The organism is Chitinophagaceae bacterium, assembly GCA_016713085.1.
Taxonomy (GTDB): Bacteria; Bacteroidota; Bacteroidia; order Chitinophagales; family Chitinophagaceae; genus Lacibacter.
Genome location: JADJPV010000001.1, coordinates 1,505,069 through 1,523,224 on the forward strand (window position 1 = coordinate 1,505,069; position 18,156 = coordinate 1,523,224).

Sequence of the window (18,156 nt, forward strand, 5' to 3'; positions counted from 1 at the left end):
GCTTCATCATTTTCTTTTTGAAATGAATCTTTCACATAATAAAGTAACTGCAGCAGGATTGCTGATTGCTTTAGGAATTATTTTCGGTGACATTGGAACATCTCCTTTATACGTACTCAATGCAATTACGAATGGAAAACTGGTTACAGAAGAACTGATTATCGGCGCCCTTTCCTGTATCATCTGGACGTTGACGCTGCAGACAACGGTTAAGTATGTTATCCTTACCTTGCGTGCAGACAATAAAGGAGAGGGTGGAATTTTTTCACTCTTCTCACTGGTGCGAAGAAGAAGAAAGTGGCTGGTGATTCCTGCTATGGCAGGTGGTGCAGCATTACTTGCTGATGGAATGATTACTCCGCCCATTTCTGTAACATCAGCCATTGAAGGCCTGAAACAGGTACACGCATTTGCAAGTATCAGTCAGCAAACAATTATCTACATTGTTATCGGCATTCTTTCTGTTTTATTTTTTGTGCAGCAGTTTGGTACAGAATTTATTGGCCGTTTCTTTGGTCCCATTATGCTCACCTGGTTTCTGATGCTGGCAGTACTGGGATTATTTCAGCTCTTTGACGAACCGGCTGTGTTGAAAGCCTTTAATCCTTACTATGCCATTAAATTGCTCAGCACTTATCCTAAGGGGTTTTATATTTTGGGGGCAGTATTTCTCTGCACAACAGGAGCAGAGGCTTTGTATTCAGATCTTGGTCATTGCGGTAAGTGGAATATCCGTTACTCCTGGATACTGGTAAAAACCTGTTTGGTTCTAAACTACTTGGGCCAGAGTGCATGGCTGCTCCATCATTACAATGGGGTAATCATCACATCAGAATTAATTGAAAAAGGATTCAATCCGTTTTACGGCATCATGCCTTCCTGGTTTTTATATTACGGAATTGGTATTGCAACCGCTGCAACCATCATTGCCAGTCAGGCATTAATTTCCGGATCGTTTACCTTGGTGAGCGAGGCTATGCGTTTGAACCTCTGGCCAAAGATGAAAATCAATTATCCTACCGAAACAAAAGGCCAGTTGTTTTTACCAGCTGTTAACCTCTTACTGTTTGTTGGCTGTGTTGGCATAACCCTCTATTTTAAAAAAGCAACCAATATGGAAGCAGCTTATGGTCTGGCTATCACTGCCACCATGATTGCAACTTCCATTTTATTTGCCAATTACCTTGTGCTGCACCGCACAGCTCCGTTTTGGGTTTATGTGTACCTGGCCGTATATCTTACAATCGAGATCAGTTTTTTTATCGCTAACCTTGATAAGTTTCCTCACGGTGGTTATGTTACCCTTCTTGTTGGTGGGTTACTGTTTGTTGTTATGTATACCTGGTACAGGGCAAGAAAAATTAAAAACCGCTATGTTGAATTTGTAAGGCTGGATGATTATGTTCTCAAGATTCAGGAATTGAGTAACGACTCAAGTATTCCGAAATATGCTACACACCTGGTGTATCTCACAAGTGCCAACATTCTAAAAGAGATTGAACACAAAGTGATTTACTCCATGTTAAACCGTATGCCGAAAAGAGCTGATATCTATTGGCTGGTGCATGTTGATACAATGGATGATCCATATACAAAAGAGTATGAAGTAACACATATAATTCCCAATGAAATCATACGTGTAGATTTCAGATTAGGCTTCCGGGTACAGCCCCGTATACATCAGTTGTTTAGAAAAGTTGTGGAAGAGCTAGTTGCTAATAAAGAGGTGAATGTAACAAGCCGCTATGAAAGTTTGAAGAGAAACCATGTAACAGGTGACTTTTCTTTTATTGTGATGGAAAAATTTTTAAGCCAGGACAATGAACTTCCGTTATTTGAAAGGCTGATTATGCGAATCTATTTTATATTAAAGGAAATAAGTCTTTCGGAAGAGAAAGCTTTCGGTCTTGATACCAGCAATGTAATTGTAGAAAAATTTCCGTTGATTGTTTCCCAGGCAACGGGTTTAAAACTGCGGCGTTTAGAAAATTAGTTTTATCTATATCTGGTGATGATGAGATTTTTTTTCTCATCATCATTCAAACTTTTTCACAAGCAGGGAAAGAGTCCGCTCATTTTTTTTCCCTTTTAATTTACATTCCCAAATTACAATCACGTTCCACCCTTTTTTCTTCAATGCTTTTACCGCTTTTGCATCATTGGCTTTGTTGGTATTGATTTTACTGGCCCACCATTCTGTTCTTGTTTTAGGGATGGTAAAATATTTACAATTTGTATGACCATGCCAGAAACATCCATGAATGAAGATGACGGTTTTGTATTTTGGCAATACGATATCAGGTTTACCGGGCAAGGTTTTCTTGTGCAAGGAATAACGAAAGCCATTGGCATGCAGGAATTTTCTCACCAACATTTCGGGCTTTGTATTGGCCGACTTTATCTGCTGCATGTTGTAACGACGCTGTTCAATGGTATGTACATCTGCCACAGTATGAAGATACAGCATGCCGGGTTTTGTTAAACTGTTTTACATAGTACTCCGCTCATCAATTCGCTTTGATCAATCATTACTTTTTGTCGGTAAAAAAGACCAGCGCCTCTTTTTAGTCGACAAGTTTGTCCGGGCTGCAGTTTGCTGTTGTATAACCGGTCAACTCCCAAATTTGTCCAGTATTAAAATTAAGATTTGTGCTTAGCGATAGGTTTGTGATTGAAATTATTTACTCATCAAAACCTTATTGTTATGAAACAACAACTCAAAAAATGGATCGCTGTTACGGGCTTCATGCTGCTTGTGTTTACCGGAATGGCACAACAGAACAAAAAATCACCCGCCTGGCTGCCTGAGAATGGTTATTGGATAGTGGAAAGCAATCTGCATACGCCAAAGAACCATATTGTCCGCTTTTACACCCTTGATAATGTGCTGATCTACTCCGAAAGAATCAGCGGTAAAAAACTGAATATCGATAAGTGTAAAGTAAAGATGAAATTGAAGCAGGTACTTGAGCTGACTGTTACAGCATGGAAAAAAATAAATATCCGGAAGCAGATAAAGATTACCTGGCAGTTCTTCTGAAATAGCCAGGATGTTAGTTTTACAATCCCCGGTTCTTTTAATGACCGGGTTTTTTTCGATGAAGGATTTTCGTCTGCGAAAATCAAGCGTATATCGACAAATACACAGGCGGATTAAATCGTTCTTTATTGCTTCTTAACTTTATAGAGATCATGCAGCAGCAACTTTTTATATTCTCCAACGAACGAAAGTACCGTCTCCAGCGGCATGCAGCTTTCTGGATATTCTGGTGGTTGTTTTTTGGTATTTTATATTCTTACACGGCAAAGTTCAGTCTGTTTCCTGATTTCAAAAGGATTCCTGTTTCAATGGTGGACTCTTTTTTCTTTATGATTCCCCATATGTTTCTTACGTATTCCCTCATCTATTTTGTTGTTCCAAAGTTTGTGGTTAGGGGAAAGTATATTGAATCGGCGATACTTGTGCTGTTCCTGTTTTTCCTGGTTGCCTGTATCTCTGCATTGATTGGAAAATTCATGCTGCCCTTTTTACGGTTTCATCTTTTTTCCGTTCCTTATAATGATTATGTGAACACTACTTTTCTGCTGTTCCTGCTGGCTGGCTTGAGAGGAGCTATCACGATTGGGGGGCTGGCTGCAGCAATTAAACTGATGAAATACTGGTACATTAAAGAACAACGAAACCTGCAGTTGGAAAAAGAAAATATGGAATCGCAACTGCAATTACTAAAAGCGCAGATTCATCCTCATTTCTTATTCAACACACTGAATAATATTTATTCCTTTACACAAACTACTTCTCCTGCAGCAGCGAAAATGGTAACCGTGTTATCAGACCTGTTGCGATATATTCTTTACGAAGGCACTCAGCCATTCGTTTCGTTGAGTAAAGAGCTGAAGATGATTGAAGATTATATCAACCTGGAAAAGATCCGTTATGGCAATAAACTGGAACTTCATCTTAATCTTCCTGCACAAACCAATGATCTTTTGATTGCACCTTTGTTATTACTGCCATTGGTGGAGAATTGTTTTAAACATGGCACCAGTAATGTACTTGAACAGCCCTGGATCCATCTGCAGGTAAGTATAAAAAACACAGAACTGCAGATTAAGTTGCTCAACGGAAAAGTAAATCATCCTGCAACCAATACAAACAGTGCCGGGATTGGAATTAAAAATGTGCAGCAACGACTTTCGCTGCTTTACCCAGGCAAACATGAATTGAATATTACCAGCGAAGAAGATGTTTTTATTGTAAACCTGAAGCTGGAACTGGGGCAGCAGAAAGAACAGCGAATCGTCCATCAGCAACTATCACAAGCAGCCAATGCATGAAACAAAGCCCATACAATGCCTCGTAGTGGATGATGAACCTCCTGCACGGGAAATCATTTCACGCTATATAGAAGAAACGCCTACACTGAAACTTGCTGGTGAATGTGCCAATGCGTTACAGGCGTTTGCTTTGTTACAGCAACAGCCTGTTGACCTGATGTTTCTCGATATCAGGATGCCACAATTAAACGGTACTGATTTTTTGAAGACTTTAAAACATCCGCCGAAAGTAGTTATCACAACCGCTTACCCGGAATATGCATTGGAAGGTTATGAGCTGGATGTGGTAGATTACCTGATGAAACCAATTACATTTGAACGTTTTCTGAAAGCATTGAATAAAGCTTTTCCCGGCGGTGCTTCCAAAACAGAAACAACCGCCTTGGCAGAAGAGAATAAAAGTGCAGCATTTGTTTATTTCAGGGTTGACAGGAAGATGGTGAAAGTGATTTTACAGGATATCCTGTATATCGAAAGCATGAAAGATTATATCAAAATCGTAACCGGTAAAGGAACGTATATTACTAAACAATCGATTTCTTCTGTTGAAGAAATGCTGCCTGAAAAAGACTTTATACGTGTCCACCGTTCTTATATTGTTTCGCTGTATCCTATCAAAACATTTACTGCTGAGCTGATAGAAATTGGTAATACTGAAATTCCCATTGGCAAAATGTACAGGAACACTGTGCTGAAAGTTTTGCAATAATTGATCTCGGTAACTGATATGTAATGATCAGTAAGAATTATTCCTTTCATTTTATGCAAAGAACGGCAACCATGTTGTATGAGTGGTATTAACGTATTCTTTGTAAACACTGTTTACATATACAGGTCTCAACTGTATTATTTACTACTTAAACAAAAAAACATGAAAAAGATTTTTACTCTACTCTTCGCTGCAACTTTATTCACAGCTGCAAATGCTCAGAATGGTAACCGTGATAATAAGCAGTTTGATCAACGGGATAATCAAAACGGTTATGGCAAAGGCTCAACAGTTAACAATGGCCGTTATGAAAAAGACGACCGTGACAATAACAGCAAGCGTTATAATGAACGGAAAAGAGATATGCAGATTGCACAGATCAACCGGGAATATGATTATAAGATTCAGAAAGTAAGAAGCAGTTTCTATATGAACCGTTTTCAAAAGCAGAGAGAGATCCGTTTCCTGGAAGACAAACGTCGCATGGAAATTAAAAAAGTTAACATGCAGTTCAGTAAAGGACGTTACAATGATCGTGATTATGATTCAAACCGTCACCATTAAAAAATAACAACCATTTGTAAAGCCCGTCGTATGACGAGCTTTTTTCTTGATGCAGGGGCTCTTATCAGGTTAATCTGTCAAAATCAGATAAAAAATCTTAACAACTCGTGGAGAGAACTATTAATAGCTTTTCTTTGTTGTTATTACTCAGATTTATATTATGACAGCTATTTTATTGTTCTTTTTCCTGCATTGGTTCTTATCGTTGTTCTTTCACTCATTCTTTTTACACCGTTATGCTTCCCACCAGATGTACACTGCCCGTAAAGGATGGGAAAAAACCTTTTACTTTTTAACCTGGTTTGTACAGGGTTCTTCATTTTTAGTTCCCCGTGCATATGCTGTAATGCACCGCATGCACCACGCCTATAGCGACACAGAGAAAGATCCGCATTCTCCGCATTTCTTTAAAGACATCTACCAGATGATGAAGCATACAGCTAAAATATTCAGCGGGTTTGTAACCGGCAAAAATATTCCTGATGCAGAATTTACCCGTGAGTACCTGCCCATTTGGGATAAGCTGGATCGCTTTGGTCATAATAATATTACCCGTGGTTTCTTTATCGTTGCTTATGTCAGCTTCTATTTGTTTTTTGCCCCCAGCTTCTGGTGGTTTCTGTTGCTGCCCATTCATTTTCTGATGGGACCAATCCAGGGAGCGATTGTTAACTGGTTTGGTCATAAACTTGGTTACCGTAATTATAATATTGAAGATCATTCTAAGAATACAACACCATGGGGAGTTTTGCTGATGGGTGAATTGTTTCAGAACAATCACCACAAAGAAAAAAACAATGCCAATTTTGCCCGTAAATGGTTTGAGTTTGATCTTACTTTTTTGATAATGCGAATACTGCATACTTTCCGCATTATCCAGTTGAAGCCTGTTCACCTTCACCAAAAATCAAGTGAAGCAGAATTGAATTGATAAATTTTGCCCCTTACAGTTAAATCATCAACTATTAAAAAGGTTATGGTATAATAATCTGTTTGATAAACGGTTCACCATTCATACATAATTGTGTTTTTTGTGCCCTGTTGTTTTCTAATTTGTTTCCGTGCAGCATATTGAATTTTTTCACCAGGATCACTTTGAGAAAAATTATCACCGGCATTACCCGCTGGGCAGGCTTTCGTTGTTCATTGATTTTTTCTGGCAAACAAATTTTGATCATCTCTGGAAAAAGCACCCGCAGGGTTTCAGTGATGTATTGTTTCCCAATATTGGTTACACCTACCTGGTAAACCTGGGTACTCCGTTTGTAATGCAGGTAGAAGAAAATAAAACGGAAATGAAGGGCGATGGGTTTTTACCCCGGTTGAATCATATTGAATGTTATCATCAAACCGGTAACTGTATATTCGGGATTAAGTTCAAAGTAAGTCCCGTTATTTTTGAAAAGAAAGTCAATTTCTCTGAATACAGCGGAACGATTTTCCCGCTGAGTTATTTGCTGGATCAGCCAGTCATCAGCAGTATTAAAAGATCCACTTCATTTGAAAAAAGAGCATCTCTTCTATGCAAACATTATGAACAGATTCTTGAACAATATGAAGGATCGCTTCAACCCATTGAAATTGTTACATCCATTCTTGCAGATTGTTTAAAACAAAATAAATTTGATTTGTCGGTTGAAGAACTGGCAGAGAAGTACGCTATTTCAACAAGAACATTGCAAAGGTATTTTGAAACCTCAACAGGAATCAGCAGCAAAAAAGCATTACAGGTTTTACGGATCAGGAAAGCCGTCAGCCATATTATTACAGCCCCGGAAACATTTCATTATGGTATTTACGGTTATTACGACTTCAGCCATTTCTATAAGCATCTGAAAAAGTTTTTTCAGAAAGATACTCTTCTCCATCTACAGCCACATCTGCAGCTACTGCAAACTTTACATAAAAGAGAGGGCCGATAAGAATACCAGCCCGATTAATCAACATGAGAAAACTTGTCGACAAGTTCAGAATCAGTTAAACTCTACTGCGCCCGTTGTCTTTCTTCTTCTGAACCCAATGCTCTTCGTCTTGCCTGTTGCACTTTATTATTTCCAAAGCGATAGGTGAAGCTGAGGTTGGCTACTCTTGTTTCACGGTATGCTCTCCAGTATTCGATGTAATTATTGTATGTAATGGTTGCCCTTGGCAGGTTGGTCCAGAAAATATCGGTGATATTAAATCTTACCTGCCCTTTTCCTTTCCATAAAGTTTTTTGAACACCTGCTCCTATGCCCCATTGCGGTCTTGTAACCATAAATCCATATTGCCCGCCAGAGTTATAATTGACGTTCATCTCTGCAGTCCATCCTTTTTTCAATGTAAAGGTTTGGTTGGTGCTTAAGGATGCAACCATCTTTCCATTGTTCAACGCTGTACCTGCAAGATTGCCATTGAAATGATTGTAAAAAATATTGGCGTTGTTCATCATGTTCCACCAGCCGTTAATACGTACCGGGGCAGCAACTGTTAATCCAATATAATCAGATGAAGAAAGATTCACGGGAATCTGCACAGTTACATTATCATCGGATGGAATATTCGGGAATACATCTTTGAATCTTGTGATCACTATGTTCTGATTATTTTTTGTATGGCTGTATCCCAGCGTAAGGTTGATATTCTTAACCGTATAATTTAATTCATAACTCCAGGTAAACTGTGGCAGCAGTGAAGGATTACCTGTTGAATAGGTGGTTACATCAATTAAAAACAAAAACGGATTGAGTTGTGAATAGTTAGGTCGATCAATTCTCCTGCTTACAGAAACGCCAATTGTTTGATTCTCTTTTAATTTATAATTCAGGAAGGCGCTTGGAAAAAGTTGCGTGTAAGAGGAATCCCAGGTGATATTTCCTTTTACCTGTTTTGTTTTTACGTTCGTATTTTCTGCCCGGAGCCCGATTTGAAAATCAATTTTTTGATATTCTTTTTTATAGTTGAGATAAGCGGCGTTGATGTTTTCATCATAATAAAAATGATTGGTCTTATTCACATCATCTTCAGGAGTTCCGCTGCTCATATTATAAAAAAGGGCATCATTGTCTGTTTTTACAAAACTTGTTTTAAAGCCTGCTTCCAGCCTAGCTTTCTTTTTCAATGGATTCACATAATCAGCCTTAACTGTTGCGAGTTTTAAATTTCCCTTCTGATAGGAATCGAGAATATAATCCGGTTGAAGCGGAGTTCCATTCAACTGATAATACTGTGTATTGACAGATGAAAAATTGTTGGAGCTAAAATATCCTAGATCCACGTCGGCAGTTAATTCTTTTCCTGTACTGTCGAATGTATGTTTGAAATTAAAATTAGCTACAGCATTTTTATTCTTATGCCTGTTTCTTGTTTGCGTATTGAACGTAAAGATTGGCTGCTTTGATTGATCAATAACAACAGAGCTATTATTATTAAACGGGCGGACAGAATTGATATTGCTGTTCACTACAAATCCAAAGATTGTTTTCTTTGAAGGGAAAAAGTCTGCTCCGATCCTGAATGTATTCAGCTCAAGGGGAATCTTTGTATAGTTATCTTTTTTCATCCTTTCCTGTAAATTGGCCATTGCTGAAAAAATTTCGATCAAGCAGAAGGTGGTTGAGATTCATACGGTAGGCATAATTATATCCGCCAAATAAATTCATTGCTTTATTCCTGTGGTTGAAATTAATTCCAGCATTGGCTTTGGGATAAACTCCCTGCCCGTATCCTGTTGTAACAGATCCGTTGGTACCATAGCGCTGATCTTTTTTCATGCGGATATCAATAATGCCTGCATTGCCGGCAGCGTCATATTTTGAAGATGGGTTTGTAATCAGATCAATCCTTTCAATGGCATTGGAAGGAAGGCTGCGTAAATAATTCACAAGATCAGCTCCACTCATGGGACTTGGTTTTCCATCAATCATAATAATAACACCAGATCTTCCACGCATACTGATATTATCGTTGGCATCAATTAAAATTCCGGGAGAACGTTCCAGTACATCAAACGCTGAGCTTCCTGCATTTATAACACTGTTATCAACATTCACCACAATTCGATCAGATAATCGCTGAATAAACGGTTTACGTCCTGTTACTTCAATTGCCTTTAATTGGGTAACGGATAGTTGTAAAACTGCATCTGCAACTGTTAGCGAAGATTGTTCCGCAGATAAAATAACTGTTGCTGAAAATTGTTTTTCATAATTCACTAAACTTGTTTTGATGAAGTATGAACCAAAAGGAATGTTTTCAAACTCTGCAAGCCCAGATTTGTCTGACAACGCTGTTTTAACTAAAGAAGAATCTTTGCTTCGTAAAAGTTCAGCTGTTGCATTTTCGATTGGCTGCTGTTGCTGATTCAACACTTTCAATGAAATTTTCCCACGCTGGCCGTTTTGTGCAAATGAGAATGCAGCACAAAAAACTAAAGGGATGATAAGGTTTAACAGTCGTTGTTTCATTACGGAAATCGTTTCAACAAATATTGTTGAAAAACGATCCAAGTCGTAGTGATTAATGACAGAGAGTAAAACGAAAAAGATAAATGGAGTTAACGATTGTTAACAGCTGTCAGATTTTTACAGTAGATATGAAAATAAAAAAAGCAGCCATTTTTTACCTTCCCATAAACACCATGAGTATTTGCACATCACTTGGATTAACACCGGAGATACGTGATGCCTGTCCAAGTGTTCGTGGTTTTATTTTCTTGAATTTTTGTAAGGCTTCATTACTTAAAGAAGATATTTTATTATAGTCAAATGATGAAGGTATCTCTAAGTCTTCCAGCTGGCTCATGCGCTGCACAAGCTCTTTTTCTTTTTCAATATACACATCATACTTGATCTGTATTTCTGCCTGCTCCAAAATATCCTGGCTGTTCGTTCCCGTTAGTTGCTGTAAGGTTGGTGAAGCCTCAATCATTTCTTTCAGTGGAATTCCCGGGCGCAATAAAATCTGAATCGCTTTTTGTTTTTGTGTTAATGCGGCACTGTTATTATCAACAAGGAATTGATTGATTTCTTCAGGAGTAAGTGAAACTTCAGAAAGAGTTTGTTTGATTTTTTCTACAGCGCTAAGCTTGGTCTTTGTTTTTTCCATTCTCTCCTGTGATGCCAATCCCATTTTATAACTCTTCTCTGTCAGGCGTAAATCAGCATTATCCTGGCGAAGTAATGTTCTGTATTCTGCTCGACTGGTAAACATGCGGTATGGTTCATCTGTTCCTTTGCTGATCAGGTCATCAATCAATACTCCAATATAAGCATCGCTTCTTTTTAAAATGAAGGGGTCTTGTTCATTGGCTTTTAGGTGTGCGTTGATTCCCGCCATCAAACCCTGACAAGCGGCTTCTTCATATCCTGTTGTACCATTGATCTGTCCGGCAAAAAACAAATTCTGAATTTGCTTTGTCTCTAAGGAATAAGTTAACTGTGTTGGCGGGAAGAAATCATATTCTATTGCATAACCGGGACGAAACATCCTCGCATTCTCAAACCCCGGCACAATACGAAGCGCTTCGTATTGCACTTGTTCCGGTAACGAGGTTGAAAAACCGTTTACATAGATTTCCACTGTATTCCATCCTTCCGGCTCTACAAATAACTGATGACGATCCCGTTCTGCAAAGCGGTTGATTTTATCTTCAATGCTTGGACAGTATCTTGGGCCCGTCCCCTGAATTCGACCTTGGTACATAGGACTTCGGTCAAATCCTGTCTTTAATACATTGTGAACCTCGGTATTTGTATAAGTGATGAAGCAACTTTTTTGCGCCTCTGACTTAATTTTCGGTACATCCAAATAAGAAAATCCTGTGATTTCTTCATCTCCTTTCTGTTCTTCCATTTTACTGTAATCCAGACTTCGTCCGTCAATTCTTGGAGGAGTTCCAGTTTTTAGACGATCGCTTTCAAAACCTAACTCAACGAGTTGCTCGGTAATTCCAGTGGAAGCTTTCTCTGAAATTCGCCCACCGCCCAATTGCTTTTCCCCAATATGAATTACCCCGTTTAAGAATGTACCGCTTGTTACTACAACTGCTTTTGATCTGATTTTATGCCCGAGCCCTGTAACAACACCATAACATCTTCCATCTTTTACCAACAAACGACCAACCATATCCTGGTAAAAATCAACATTTGGTGTCTGTTCCAGCATCTCTCGCCATGTACTTGCGAAAAGCATCCGGTCATTCTGGGTTCTTGGGCTCCACATTGCAGGACCTTTTGACCGGTTCAGCATACGGAATTGAATCATACTCTTGTCGCTTATAATCCCGCTATAACCACCTAACGCATCAATCTCCCTCACAATTTGGCCTTTTGCAATCCCGCCCATTGCAGGATTACAGCTCATTTGAGCAATTGTTTGCATATTCATTGTTATCAGCAAAACCTTACTGCCCATATTTGCAGCAGAAGCAGCCGCCTCACAACCGGCATGACCTGCACCAACCACTATTACATCGTATTCAGGAAACATGATTTACTCGACCTTTGATTCTAAAAGGCCTGCAAAGATAACTTGGAATCCCGAGTTAAGAAGGTCGCTGTTTCACGTGGAACATTACTGGCAGGCAAAGTCCTGCACCAACAGCCCTCGTTTCTGATTGATTGAAGGAAACGATATGCCCATTTTCCAAACCTTGAATCAAGAAGATTCATTCGATGCCCTTTATCTGAAACACCATAATCAACTAAAAGAGCTATCAATGCTTCAAGAGGGTCAAAGACCCCGACATAAATATTCTCTGCTCCGCATCGGTATAAACCGGCATCCCTTATTCTCTGAACAAAGTCTTTTCCTTTTGAAGATCTGTGAGAAATAATGTTGCCACGCCTTGCTAAATCAGCACTGTGAACCTCTGCCATTTGCATTAATCCGTTATCTGGTAATAAGACAGGCAATAGGCTTTTCGCATTCTTAATGTCTCTTTCGAGGCTTTTAATTTCAGAAGTGTTTGCCTCTGGAAATTGCCTGATAAACGCTTTTATGATTTGCTTATAAAAGCGAGAAGGGTCATTTCGAAAATAATTTGTCCAATAAAACATTAGCTGCTCACTTTCTCCCAAAGAAGAAAACCCCTTTTCAGCCATCAGCTTTTGCCACAAGGCTTTGTCCAGAGTTCTGTCATAAACAAAGGGTTTATCCTGTAAAGTGAGAGTTCCTTGTGCCTTTGCAACAGATATAGAGAGAAAAGAAATAAAGAGAAGGATGCGTTTCACGTGGAACATGGGCTTATTTGTTAAAGTATAAACGTAAATAATGATCTTCCCGTTCACGGATCTTCTTAATTTGTTGTGAAGACTTGTCGTTATACCCAGTAAGGTGGAGACACCCGTGTAATAAAACACGGTGAAGCTCGGTCGAGAAAGGGATGTCCTGCTTTTTTGCATTTTCCCTCACTCTGTCAACACTAATATAAAGCTCAGCCTCAACAGCTTGTCCTTTTGTAGAAAGAGGAAAAGTAATAATGTCGGTATAATAATCATGATTTAAAAACTCCCTGTTGATTGCTAAAAGAGCGTTATCTGTACAAAAAATAACGTTTAGGTTCTTCAGATTTTTTTTCTCTAAACGAAACAGCGTTTCCACAAACAACTTCAAAGCGGTTCGCCTCAAAAAACTAAATCGGACTTTCTGGTAAAAAAATTGAACTTTTCTGTTTTGCATCACCCTTCAAAAATCGGTAAAGTTTCCATTAGGGAAATGATACTTTTGCAAACGATTATGAAAAGATTATCAGATTTGGAACAGGGAGAAAAAGCAACGATACATTCTTTTGAAAATGACGAGCTTCTTTTGAAATTGATGGAAATGGGCTGCGTTCCCGGGGAAGAAATACTAATGGAAATGAAGGCCCCTCTCGGAGATCCAATCAGTATAAAGGTTGCCGGTTACCAGTTAAGTCTTCGTCTGGAAGAAGCAAAAAGCATTTTAGTAAACCCACACAAGTAATTATAATTCAATTAGTTAATGAAAATTGGTTTATACTTTGGCTCGTTTAATCCAATACACAATGGTCACCTGATTATTGCCCAGCATGTGTTAAATGAAACGGATTTAAACCAAGTGTGGTTTGTCGTTTCACCACAAAATCCTTTTAAGCAACAAAAGCATTTGCTGAATGAATACGACCGTCTGCACCTTGTAAACTTAGCAATTGAAAAATCAACCCAGCTTAAGACTGTTGATATTGAGTTCAGGCTTCCGAAACCTTCCTATACAATCAACACATTGTCTTACCTGAAAGAAAAATATTCGCAACATGCTTATTCAATTATTATGGGAAGCGACAGTTTGCAAAACCTAGATCAATGGAAGAATGCGGATCAAATCATGCAAAACTATCCTGTTTATGTTTATACACGCCCGGGCTTTGAAATAAAAAAAGAGGGCGTTAAACATCTGATGGTTGTAAATGCTCCACTGTTAGAAATTTCGGCTACTCATATCCGTGAGTTGATTCAGTCCGGCAAATCAATCCGGTATCTTGTTCCTGATATAGTTTGCGATGAAATAGAAAATGCTGGTTATTACAAATTAAAAGACCCAACCAAGTAATAAACAGGCAAGCGCAATAAAAGGGGGCGGAATTTTAGTGACGCTTAACAAAACCGTTGTAAAGAAAATAACAATCAGGTTTACATAGCTGATTGCATTCAATTCCAATATAGAAATATCTCTTGCCAGATAAAATGCCGAAGCAATCATTAAACCAACTGTTGCTGCATTAATTCCTTCAAGTGAACGATACACAACCGCATATTTTTTAAGATTATTCCAAATAGGATAAAAAAACAAAACAAGTAATGCACTTGGGAGGAAAATAGCGATGGTTCCGATTACAACACCCAATGCCTGTTTTCCTTTTCCTTCATTGCGCATTGCCATTCCGCCTGCATAGGCAGCCATAGAAAAAACAGGACCAGGTGTTGCCTGAACAAACCCTGCACCTGTTAATAATTCTTCTCCTGTCATGTACTGGGTTTTCTCCCTGATTACAAACTGCTCGTACATCATAGGAACCAATACCTGGCCTCCGCCAAAAACAAGGCTTCCAAAACGATAAAAATTTTCAAAAAGATTAAAAGCTCTTTTGTTTTCCCAATTCTGCTTACGTGCCGTTTCACTGAGAAATCCAGCTAAAACAAAAACAAACACAAACACCCACAAATTCCTCCATTTGATTTTTTTCCTTGGAATCTCCTTTTGAGGAATGCGTTTATTATTAAAGTTTGTAACAATTCCGGCAGAAATTAAAATTACTGGAAATACCCAGGGTGTTTTAAAAAAAAGATATACAGCCAGTGCGGCAACAATCATGATTACACGGGTGATTGTATTATTAACTGCAATTTTATATGCATTCCATGTAGCATAAACAAGAAAGCCCACAGCCATTGGCTGCAGAAATTTAAAAATATCGGTTTGCAATGCTTTTCGATCGAAATAATGTACAAGGAAAGAGAGGCCGCCCATTATTAAACAGGCGGGCAATACCCAAATAATAAACGTAACAACAGAAAGCAGAAAGCCGCCACGTTTATATCCAATTAATGTAATTGTTTGAGTTGAACTTGCTCCCGGAAGAAGCTGGCAAAAAGACATCAGCTCGGTCAACTCAGCGGCAGTAACATCTTTTCTTTTATTGACAAATGTTTTCATCATCATCCCCAAATGTCCCTGGGGCCCGCCAAAAGCAGTAAGCGTATAAAATAATACAGCTTTTAAAAACGGGATATGGCGGATGAATTTCAGTTGACTTGTTCTTTACTTGTTGCTCTATTTCTTTAATCCAATTTCTCTTAACCTTTCATCAAGATACTCTCCTGCTGTTGCATCCGGATAACCTTTCGGGCTTTCCTTAGTTACACAACTATCTAAACAGGCAAGCGACATGTTCCCTTTTGGATGCAAGAAGAAAGGTATGGAAAATCTTGAGGTATGCCATAGTTCTCTTGGTGGATTTACTACACGGTGAGTAGTTGAGCGAAGTTTGTTATTTGTTAAACGCTGCAGCATATCACCAACATTTACAACAATCTGTTCAGGTAATGATGTAACGCCTACCCATTCATTTTGCTTTGTAAGAATCTGCAATCCATCAGCCGAAGCGCCAACCAGTAATGTAATCAGGTTAATATCTTCGTGCTGTTCGGCACGTATAGCGCTTTTAGGTTCACTTGTTATTGGCGGATAATGAATTGCCCTCAGAATAGAATTTCCATTTCTCACCCAATCGTCAAAGTAAAACTCATCAAGGTTGAGATATAAAGCAATCGACTGTAGTAATTTCTTTCCCGATTCTTCAAATGCACGATACGCATTTTGAAAGGTGGGGTTAAATGCTGCAATTTCATCAACCTGTACATTTTCAGGATATTCTTCAGGCACAAAATCTGTTCCTTCGGCTTTTTGTCCAAACTGGAAAAACTCTTTCAGATCCGGGGCATCACTTCCTTTTGCATGCTCTTTTCCAAAAGAAGTATAGCCACGCTGTCCTGCCAGTTCCGGAATTTCATACTCTCGTTTTTTAGTAAGCGGTAATGAAAAAAACTGCTGTACATATTTATACAGATCCGCAATCAGGGCATCAGGAACACCATGATTTTTTACGGCCACAAAACCAACTTCTTCATACGCTTTTCCCAATTCGTTTACAAACTTTTGCTTGCGCACAGAATCGCCACTTGTAAATTCGGCTAAGTCAACTACAGGAATTGTCATGTTAAAAATGTTTAGTTGTCAATAAAGTTTCGGCTAATTCATTTAGGTTTGAGTTGCAAAAATTACAAAATTGATTGATTCAAAGAAAGCTTTTTTATTTATACCTGTTATTAGTTGTTTTATTCTGATTGCATGTTCACCTGCATATAAGTCATATCAAGAATCATATGAACATGAATTTACGGGTAAAGCTTTAGTACCAGACTATGCAGATCTGCGATACTGGGCCGCACATCCCTGGAAAAAAGACCCCTCGGATAGTATTTCAACAGGAATTAAAGGCGAGACCATTGATACTTCTGTTGATGTATTTTTCTTCATCCAACAACATTAACTGATAAAGAATCGCAGGGAAAAATCTGGAATGCTGACATTAATGATGCAGAGCTAAATGCAAAAACAGACTATTCATCTATTCTATACCAGGCAAGTGTTTTTAATAAAAGTTGTCGTGTATTTGCACCCCGTTACCGGCAGGCTCATCTCTATTCTTTCTTTTCGAAAGATACTGTTTCTTCAAAAGCTGCGCTTGAATTAGCTTACCACGATATTAAGGCAGCCTTTGACTATTATCTGAAATATTATAATAACGGAAGACCCATCATTATTGCTTCACACAGCCAGGGAACATTTCATGCAGGCAGACTTTTAAAAGAATATTTTGAAAACAAACCATTACAGAAACAATTGGTTTGTGCATATATTATTGGGCTTTCGGTACCAACAAATTATTTTTCTTCTCTTAAACCCTGTGCCGACTCTTCTGCGACGGGCTGCTTTGTAAGCTGGCGAACCTTCCGGGAAGGTTATTTGCCCTACTATGTAAAAAATGAAACGACCAGCTCATCGGTTGTAAATCCATTGACCTGGAGAATGGATGAACTGCCTGCAACAAGAAAAGAAAACAAGGGGTCAGTATTGCTGAATTATAAAAAAATTTACAGGCATACTAATGGAGCAAGAATTACCAATGGTGTACTCTGGATCAACAAACCAAAAGTTCCCTTCGGTTTTGTTTACAACCGGAAAAATTACCATGCAGGCGATATCAACCTGTTTTATCTCAACATAAGAGAAAACATAGAAGTGAGAAAAAAGCAATTCTTTTCACAACGGTAACCAGAGATTTTATTTGATTGTATAAACTCCGAGTTTTGTTTCTGAGCTTGCATTAATAGATGCTGCAGGAATGGTTAGGATTGTTTTGCTGTAAATTAACCCGACATTTTTTGAATAAAAATACTGCAGATCAGAAGTGCTGGGAACAGAAGTTGGTGTTCCAAGAACAAGTACAGAGAACGCAGGTTCTGCTTTGATCTTAATAACATCTTTAAACGTAACCCCGTCAACGATATAATCAATTCCTTTATCAACTACCGTAAACAAAAACTGGACGGTTCCCGGAATAGTACCTAAAGGTGGTCCCATATTAATGTTCACCGTCTTTGTTTCAGTCCAGGTTTGACCCTTTGCAAGATTGTCCTTTAAATATAAAACCTCAACTAACTGATTATTCAATTCTTTAATGCTGTTATACCTGAAATAATCGCCTGAAGATTTGTAATAATATTCATTGGCAGCACCTGAGTTAGTGAATACTTTATAAGTACGGCCGCTGATGACAGAATCCTTGCTGGTAGCAGTTACTTTAAAGGTTCCGGCATTTGTTCCGGTAACCGTATAGTTCCATTCGCTTCCTGCAGTAAGAGGCTGATAATCGGTTGTAACCGGAGGTGTTGGATCAGTATTCTTTTTGCATCTAACCGCAGAAAGGGTAATGAGCAGCAGGGTAAAAATGAGTAGATTTTTTTGCATAGATATTGATTTCA

The 18,156-nt window shown here is 38.6% G+C and carries 20 protein-coding genes; 11 read left to right on the forward strand and 9 right to left on the reverse strand.

The features are described from left to right. Positions 1-22 precede the first annotated feature (22 nt). A complete protein-coding gene (locus tag IPK31_07315; protein ID MBK8087753.1) occupies positions 23-1,993 on the forward strand; it encodes a KUP/HAK/KT family potassium transporter in 1,971 nt (656 codons plus the stop codon). A 42-nt stretch (positions 1,994-2,035) separates the two neighbouring features. Here the strand turns inward: IPK31_07315 and vsr are convergent, their stop codons facing one another. Further along, positions 2,036-2,449, reverse strand: a complete 414-nt coding sequence (gene vsr, locus IPK31_07320; protein MBK8087754.1) for a DNA mismatch endonuclease Vsr — start codon at positions 2,447-2,449, stop codon at positions 2,036-2,038. A gap of 255 nt (positions 2,450-2,704) precedes the next feature. Here vsr and IPK31_07325 point away from each other — a divergent pair, with 255 nt between their 5' ends. The 6 genes from IPK31_07325 (at position 2,705) to IPK31_07350 (ending at position 7,533) form a co-directional block, all read left to right on the forward strand. Further along, positions 2,705-3,040 (forward strand): hypothetical protein, encoded by a 336-nt coding sequence (locus IPK31_07325; GenBank protein ID MBK8087755.1) that lies wholly within the window; start codon positions 2,705-2,707, stop codon positions 3,038-3,040. A gap of 551 nt (positions 3,041-3,591) precedes the next feature. Next, a complete protein-coding gene (locus IPK31_07330; protein ID MBK8087756.1) occupies positions 3,592-4,338 on the forward strand; it encodes a histidine kinase in 747 nt (248 codons plus the stop codon). After that, positions 4,331-5,047 (forward strand): response regulator transcription factor, encoded by a 717-nt coding sequence (locus tag IPK31_07335; protein ID MBK8087757.1) that lies wholly within the window; start codon positions 4,331-4,333, stop codon positions 5,045-5,047. The genes IPK31_07330 and IPK31_07335 overlap by 8 nt, the downstream gene beginning before the upstream one ends. Positions 5,048-5,209: 162 nt before the next feature. Beyond that, the gene (locus tag IPK31_07340; protein ID MBK8087758.1) at positions 5,210-5,611 is read left to right on the forward strand and encodes a hypothetical protein; all 402 of its coding nucleotides are present in this window, start codon (positions 5,210-5,212) and stop codon (positions 5,609-5,611) included. Positions 5,612-5,771: 160 nt separating this feature from the next. After that, positions 5,772-6,542, forward strand: coding sequence for a fatty acid desaturase (locus IPK31_07345; protein ID MBK8087759.1), 771 nt, complete (start codon positions 5,772-5,774; stop codon positions 6,540-6,542). Between the two features lie 130 nt (positions 6,543-6,672). After that, positions 6,673-7,533 (forward strand): HTH domain-containing protein, encoded by an 861-nt coding sequence (locus tag IPK31_07350; protein MBK8087760.1) that lies wholly within the window; start codon positions 6,673-6,675, stop codon positions 7,531-7,533. 62 nt (positions 7,534-7,595) lie between these two features. Here IPK31_07350 and IPK31_07355 read toward each other — a convergent pair whose 3' ends face one another. From IPK31_07355 to ybeY, 5 genes are all read right to left on the reverse strand, one after another. After that, positions 7,596-9,194: a TonB-dependent receptor family protein gene (locus IPK31_07355; GenBank protein MBK8087761.1), complete on the reverse strand. Its 1,599-nt coding sequence runs from the start codon at positions 9,192-9,194 to the stop codon at positions 7,596-7,598. Then, the gene (locus IPK31_07360) at positions 9,139-10,056 is read right to left on the reverse strand and encodes a TonB-dependent receptor (protein ID MBK8087762.1); all 918 of its coding nucleotides are present in this window, start codon (positions 10,054-10,056) and stop codon (positions 9,139-9,141) included. Before IPK31_07360 ends, IPK31_07355 begins: the two co-directional genes overlap by 56 nt. A 154-nt stretch (positions 10,057-10,210) precedes the next feature. Beyond that, complete coding sequence (gene mnmG, locus IPK31_07365; protein ID MBK8087763.1) at positions 10,211-12,079, reverse strand: tRNA uridine-5-carboxymethylaminomethyl(34) synthesis enzyme MnmG; 1,869 nt, start codon at positions 12,077-12,079, stop codon at positions 10,211-10,213. A 20-nt stretch (positions 12,080-12,099) separates the two neighbouring features. Continuing rightward, entirely contained in the window at positions 12,100-12,822 is a 723-nt protein-coding gene (locus IPK31_07370) for a hypothetical protein (GenBank protein MBK8087764.1), read from the reverse strand. 13 nt (positions 12,823-12,835) lie between these two features. Beyond that, positions 12,836-13,270: an rRNA maturation RNase YbeY gene (ybeY, locus tag IPK31_07375; protein ID MBK8087765.1), complete on the reverse strand. Its 435-nt coding sequence runs from the start codon at positions 13,268-13,270 to the stop codon at positions 12,836-12,838. Positions 13,271-13,327: 57 nt separating this feature from the next. On the opposite strand from ybeY, the gene IPK31_07380 reads away from it, so the two are divergent. Continuing rightward, positions 13,328-13,555 (forward strand): ferrous iron transport protein A, encoded by a 228-nt coding sequence (locus IPK31_07380; protein MBK8087766.1) that lies wholly within the window; start codon positions 13,328-13,330, stop codon positions 13,553-13,555. Between the two features lie 18 nt (positions 13,556-13,573). Next, positions 13,574-14,161: a nicotinate-nucleotide adenylyltransferase gene (locus IPK31_07385; protein ID MBK8087767.1), complete on the forward strand. Its 588-nt coding sequence runs from the start codon at positions 13,574-13,576 to the stop codon at positions 14,159-14,161. Here the strand turns inward: IPK31_07385 and chrA are convergent. After that, the gene (gene chrA / locus IPK31_07390; GenBank protein ID MBK8087768.1) at positions 14,141-15,358 is read right to left on the reverse strand and encodes a chromate efflux transporter; all 1,218 of its coding nucleotides are present in this window, start codon (positions 15,356-15,358) and stop codon (positions 14,141-14,143) included. The two genes, IPK31_07385 and chrA, sit on opposite strands and share 21 nt — an antisense overlap. Before the next feature lie 24 nt (positions 15,359-15,382). Next, positions 15,383-16,327: an isopenicillin N synthase family oxygenase gene (locus IPK31_07395; GenBank protein MBK8087769.1), complete on the reverse strand. Its 945-nt coding sequence runs from the start codon at positions 16,325-16,327 to the stop codon at positions 15,383-15,385. A 70-nt stretch (positions 16,328-16,397) separates the two neighbouring features. Between IPK31_07395 and IPK31_07400 the strand changes: the two genes are divergently transcribed. Both IPK31_07400 and IPK31_07405 read left to right on the forward strand, forming a co-directional pair. Continuing rightward, positions 16,398-16,661, forward strand: coding sequence for a hypothetical protein (locus tag IPK31_07400; protein MBK8087770.1), 264 nt, complete (start codon positions 16,398-16,400; stop codon positions 16,659-16,661). After that, positions 16,637-17,446: a DUF3089 domain-containing protein gene (locus tag IPK31_07405; protein ID MBK8087771.1), complete on the forward strand. Its 810-nt coding sequence runs from the start codon at positions 16,637-16,639 to the stop codon at positions 17,444-17,446. The genes IPK31_07400 and IPK31_07405 overlap by 25 nt, the downstream gene beginning before the upstream one ends. 9 nt (positions 17,447-17,455) lie before the next feature. Here IPK31_07405 and IPK31_07410 read toward each other — a convergent pair whose 3' ends face one another. After that, positions 17,456-18,142 (reverse strand): hypothetical protein, encoded by a 687-nt coding sequence (locus IPK31_07410; GenBank protein ID MBK8087772.1) that lies wholly within the window; start codon positions 18,140-18,142, stop codon positions 17,456-17,458. Between the last annotated feature and the right edge of the window lie 14 nt (positions 18,143-18,156).

Coding starts and splice junctions, on each gene's coding strand:
- IPK31_07315 (MBK8087753.1), top strand. CDS start 23: ATGAATCTTTCACATAATAAAGTAACTGCAGCAGGATTGCTGATTGCT.
- IPK31_07345 (MBK8087759.1), top strand. CDS start 5,772: ATGACAGCTATTTTATTGTTCTTTTTCCTGCATTGGTTCTTATCGTTG.
- IPK31_07385 (MBK8087767.1), top strand. CDS start 13,574: ATGAAAATTGGTTTATACTTTGGCTCGTTTAATCCAATACACAATGGT.
- mnmG (MBK8087763.1), bottom strand. CDS start 12,079: ATGTTTCCTGAATACGATGTAATAGTGGTTGGTGCAGGTCATGCCGGT.
- IPK31_07325 (MBK8087755.1), top strand. CDS start 2,705: ATGAAACAACAACTCAAAAAATGGATCGCTGTTACGGGCTTCATGCTG.
- IPK31_07380 (MBK8087766.1), top strand. CDS start 13,328: ATGAAAAGATTATCAGATTTGGAACAGGGAGAAAAAGCAACGATACAT.
- IPK31_07335 (MBK8087757.1), top strand. CDS start 4,331: ATGCATGAAACAAAGCCCATACAATGCCTCGTAGTGGATGATGAACCT.
- IPK31_07395 (MBK8087769.1), bottom strand. CDS start 16,327: ATGACAATTCCTGTAGTTGACTTAGCCGAATTTACAAGTGGCGATTCT.
- ybeY (MBK8087765.1), bottom strand. CDS start 13,270: ATGCAAAACAGAAAAGTTCAATTTTTTTACCAGAAAGTCCGATTTAGT.
- IPK31_07410 (MBK8087772.1), bottom strand. CDS start 18,142: ATGCAAAAAAATCTACTCATTTTTACCCTGCTGCTCATTACCCTTTCT.
- IPK31_07360 (MBK8087762.1), bottom strand. CDS start 10,056: ATGAAACAACGACTGTTAAACCTTATCATCCCTTTAGTTTTTTGTGCT.
- IPK31_07340 (MBK8087758.1), top strand. CDS start 5,210: ATGAAAAAGATTTTTACTCTACTCTTCGCTGCAACTTTATTCACAGCT.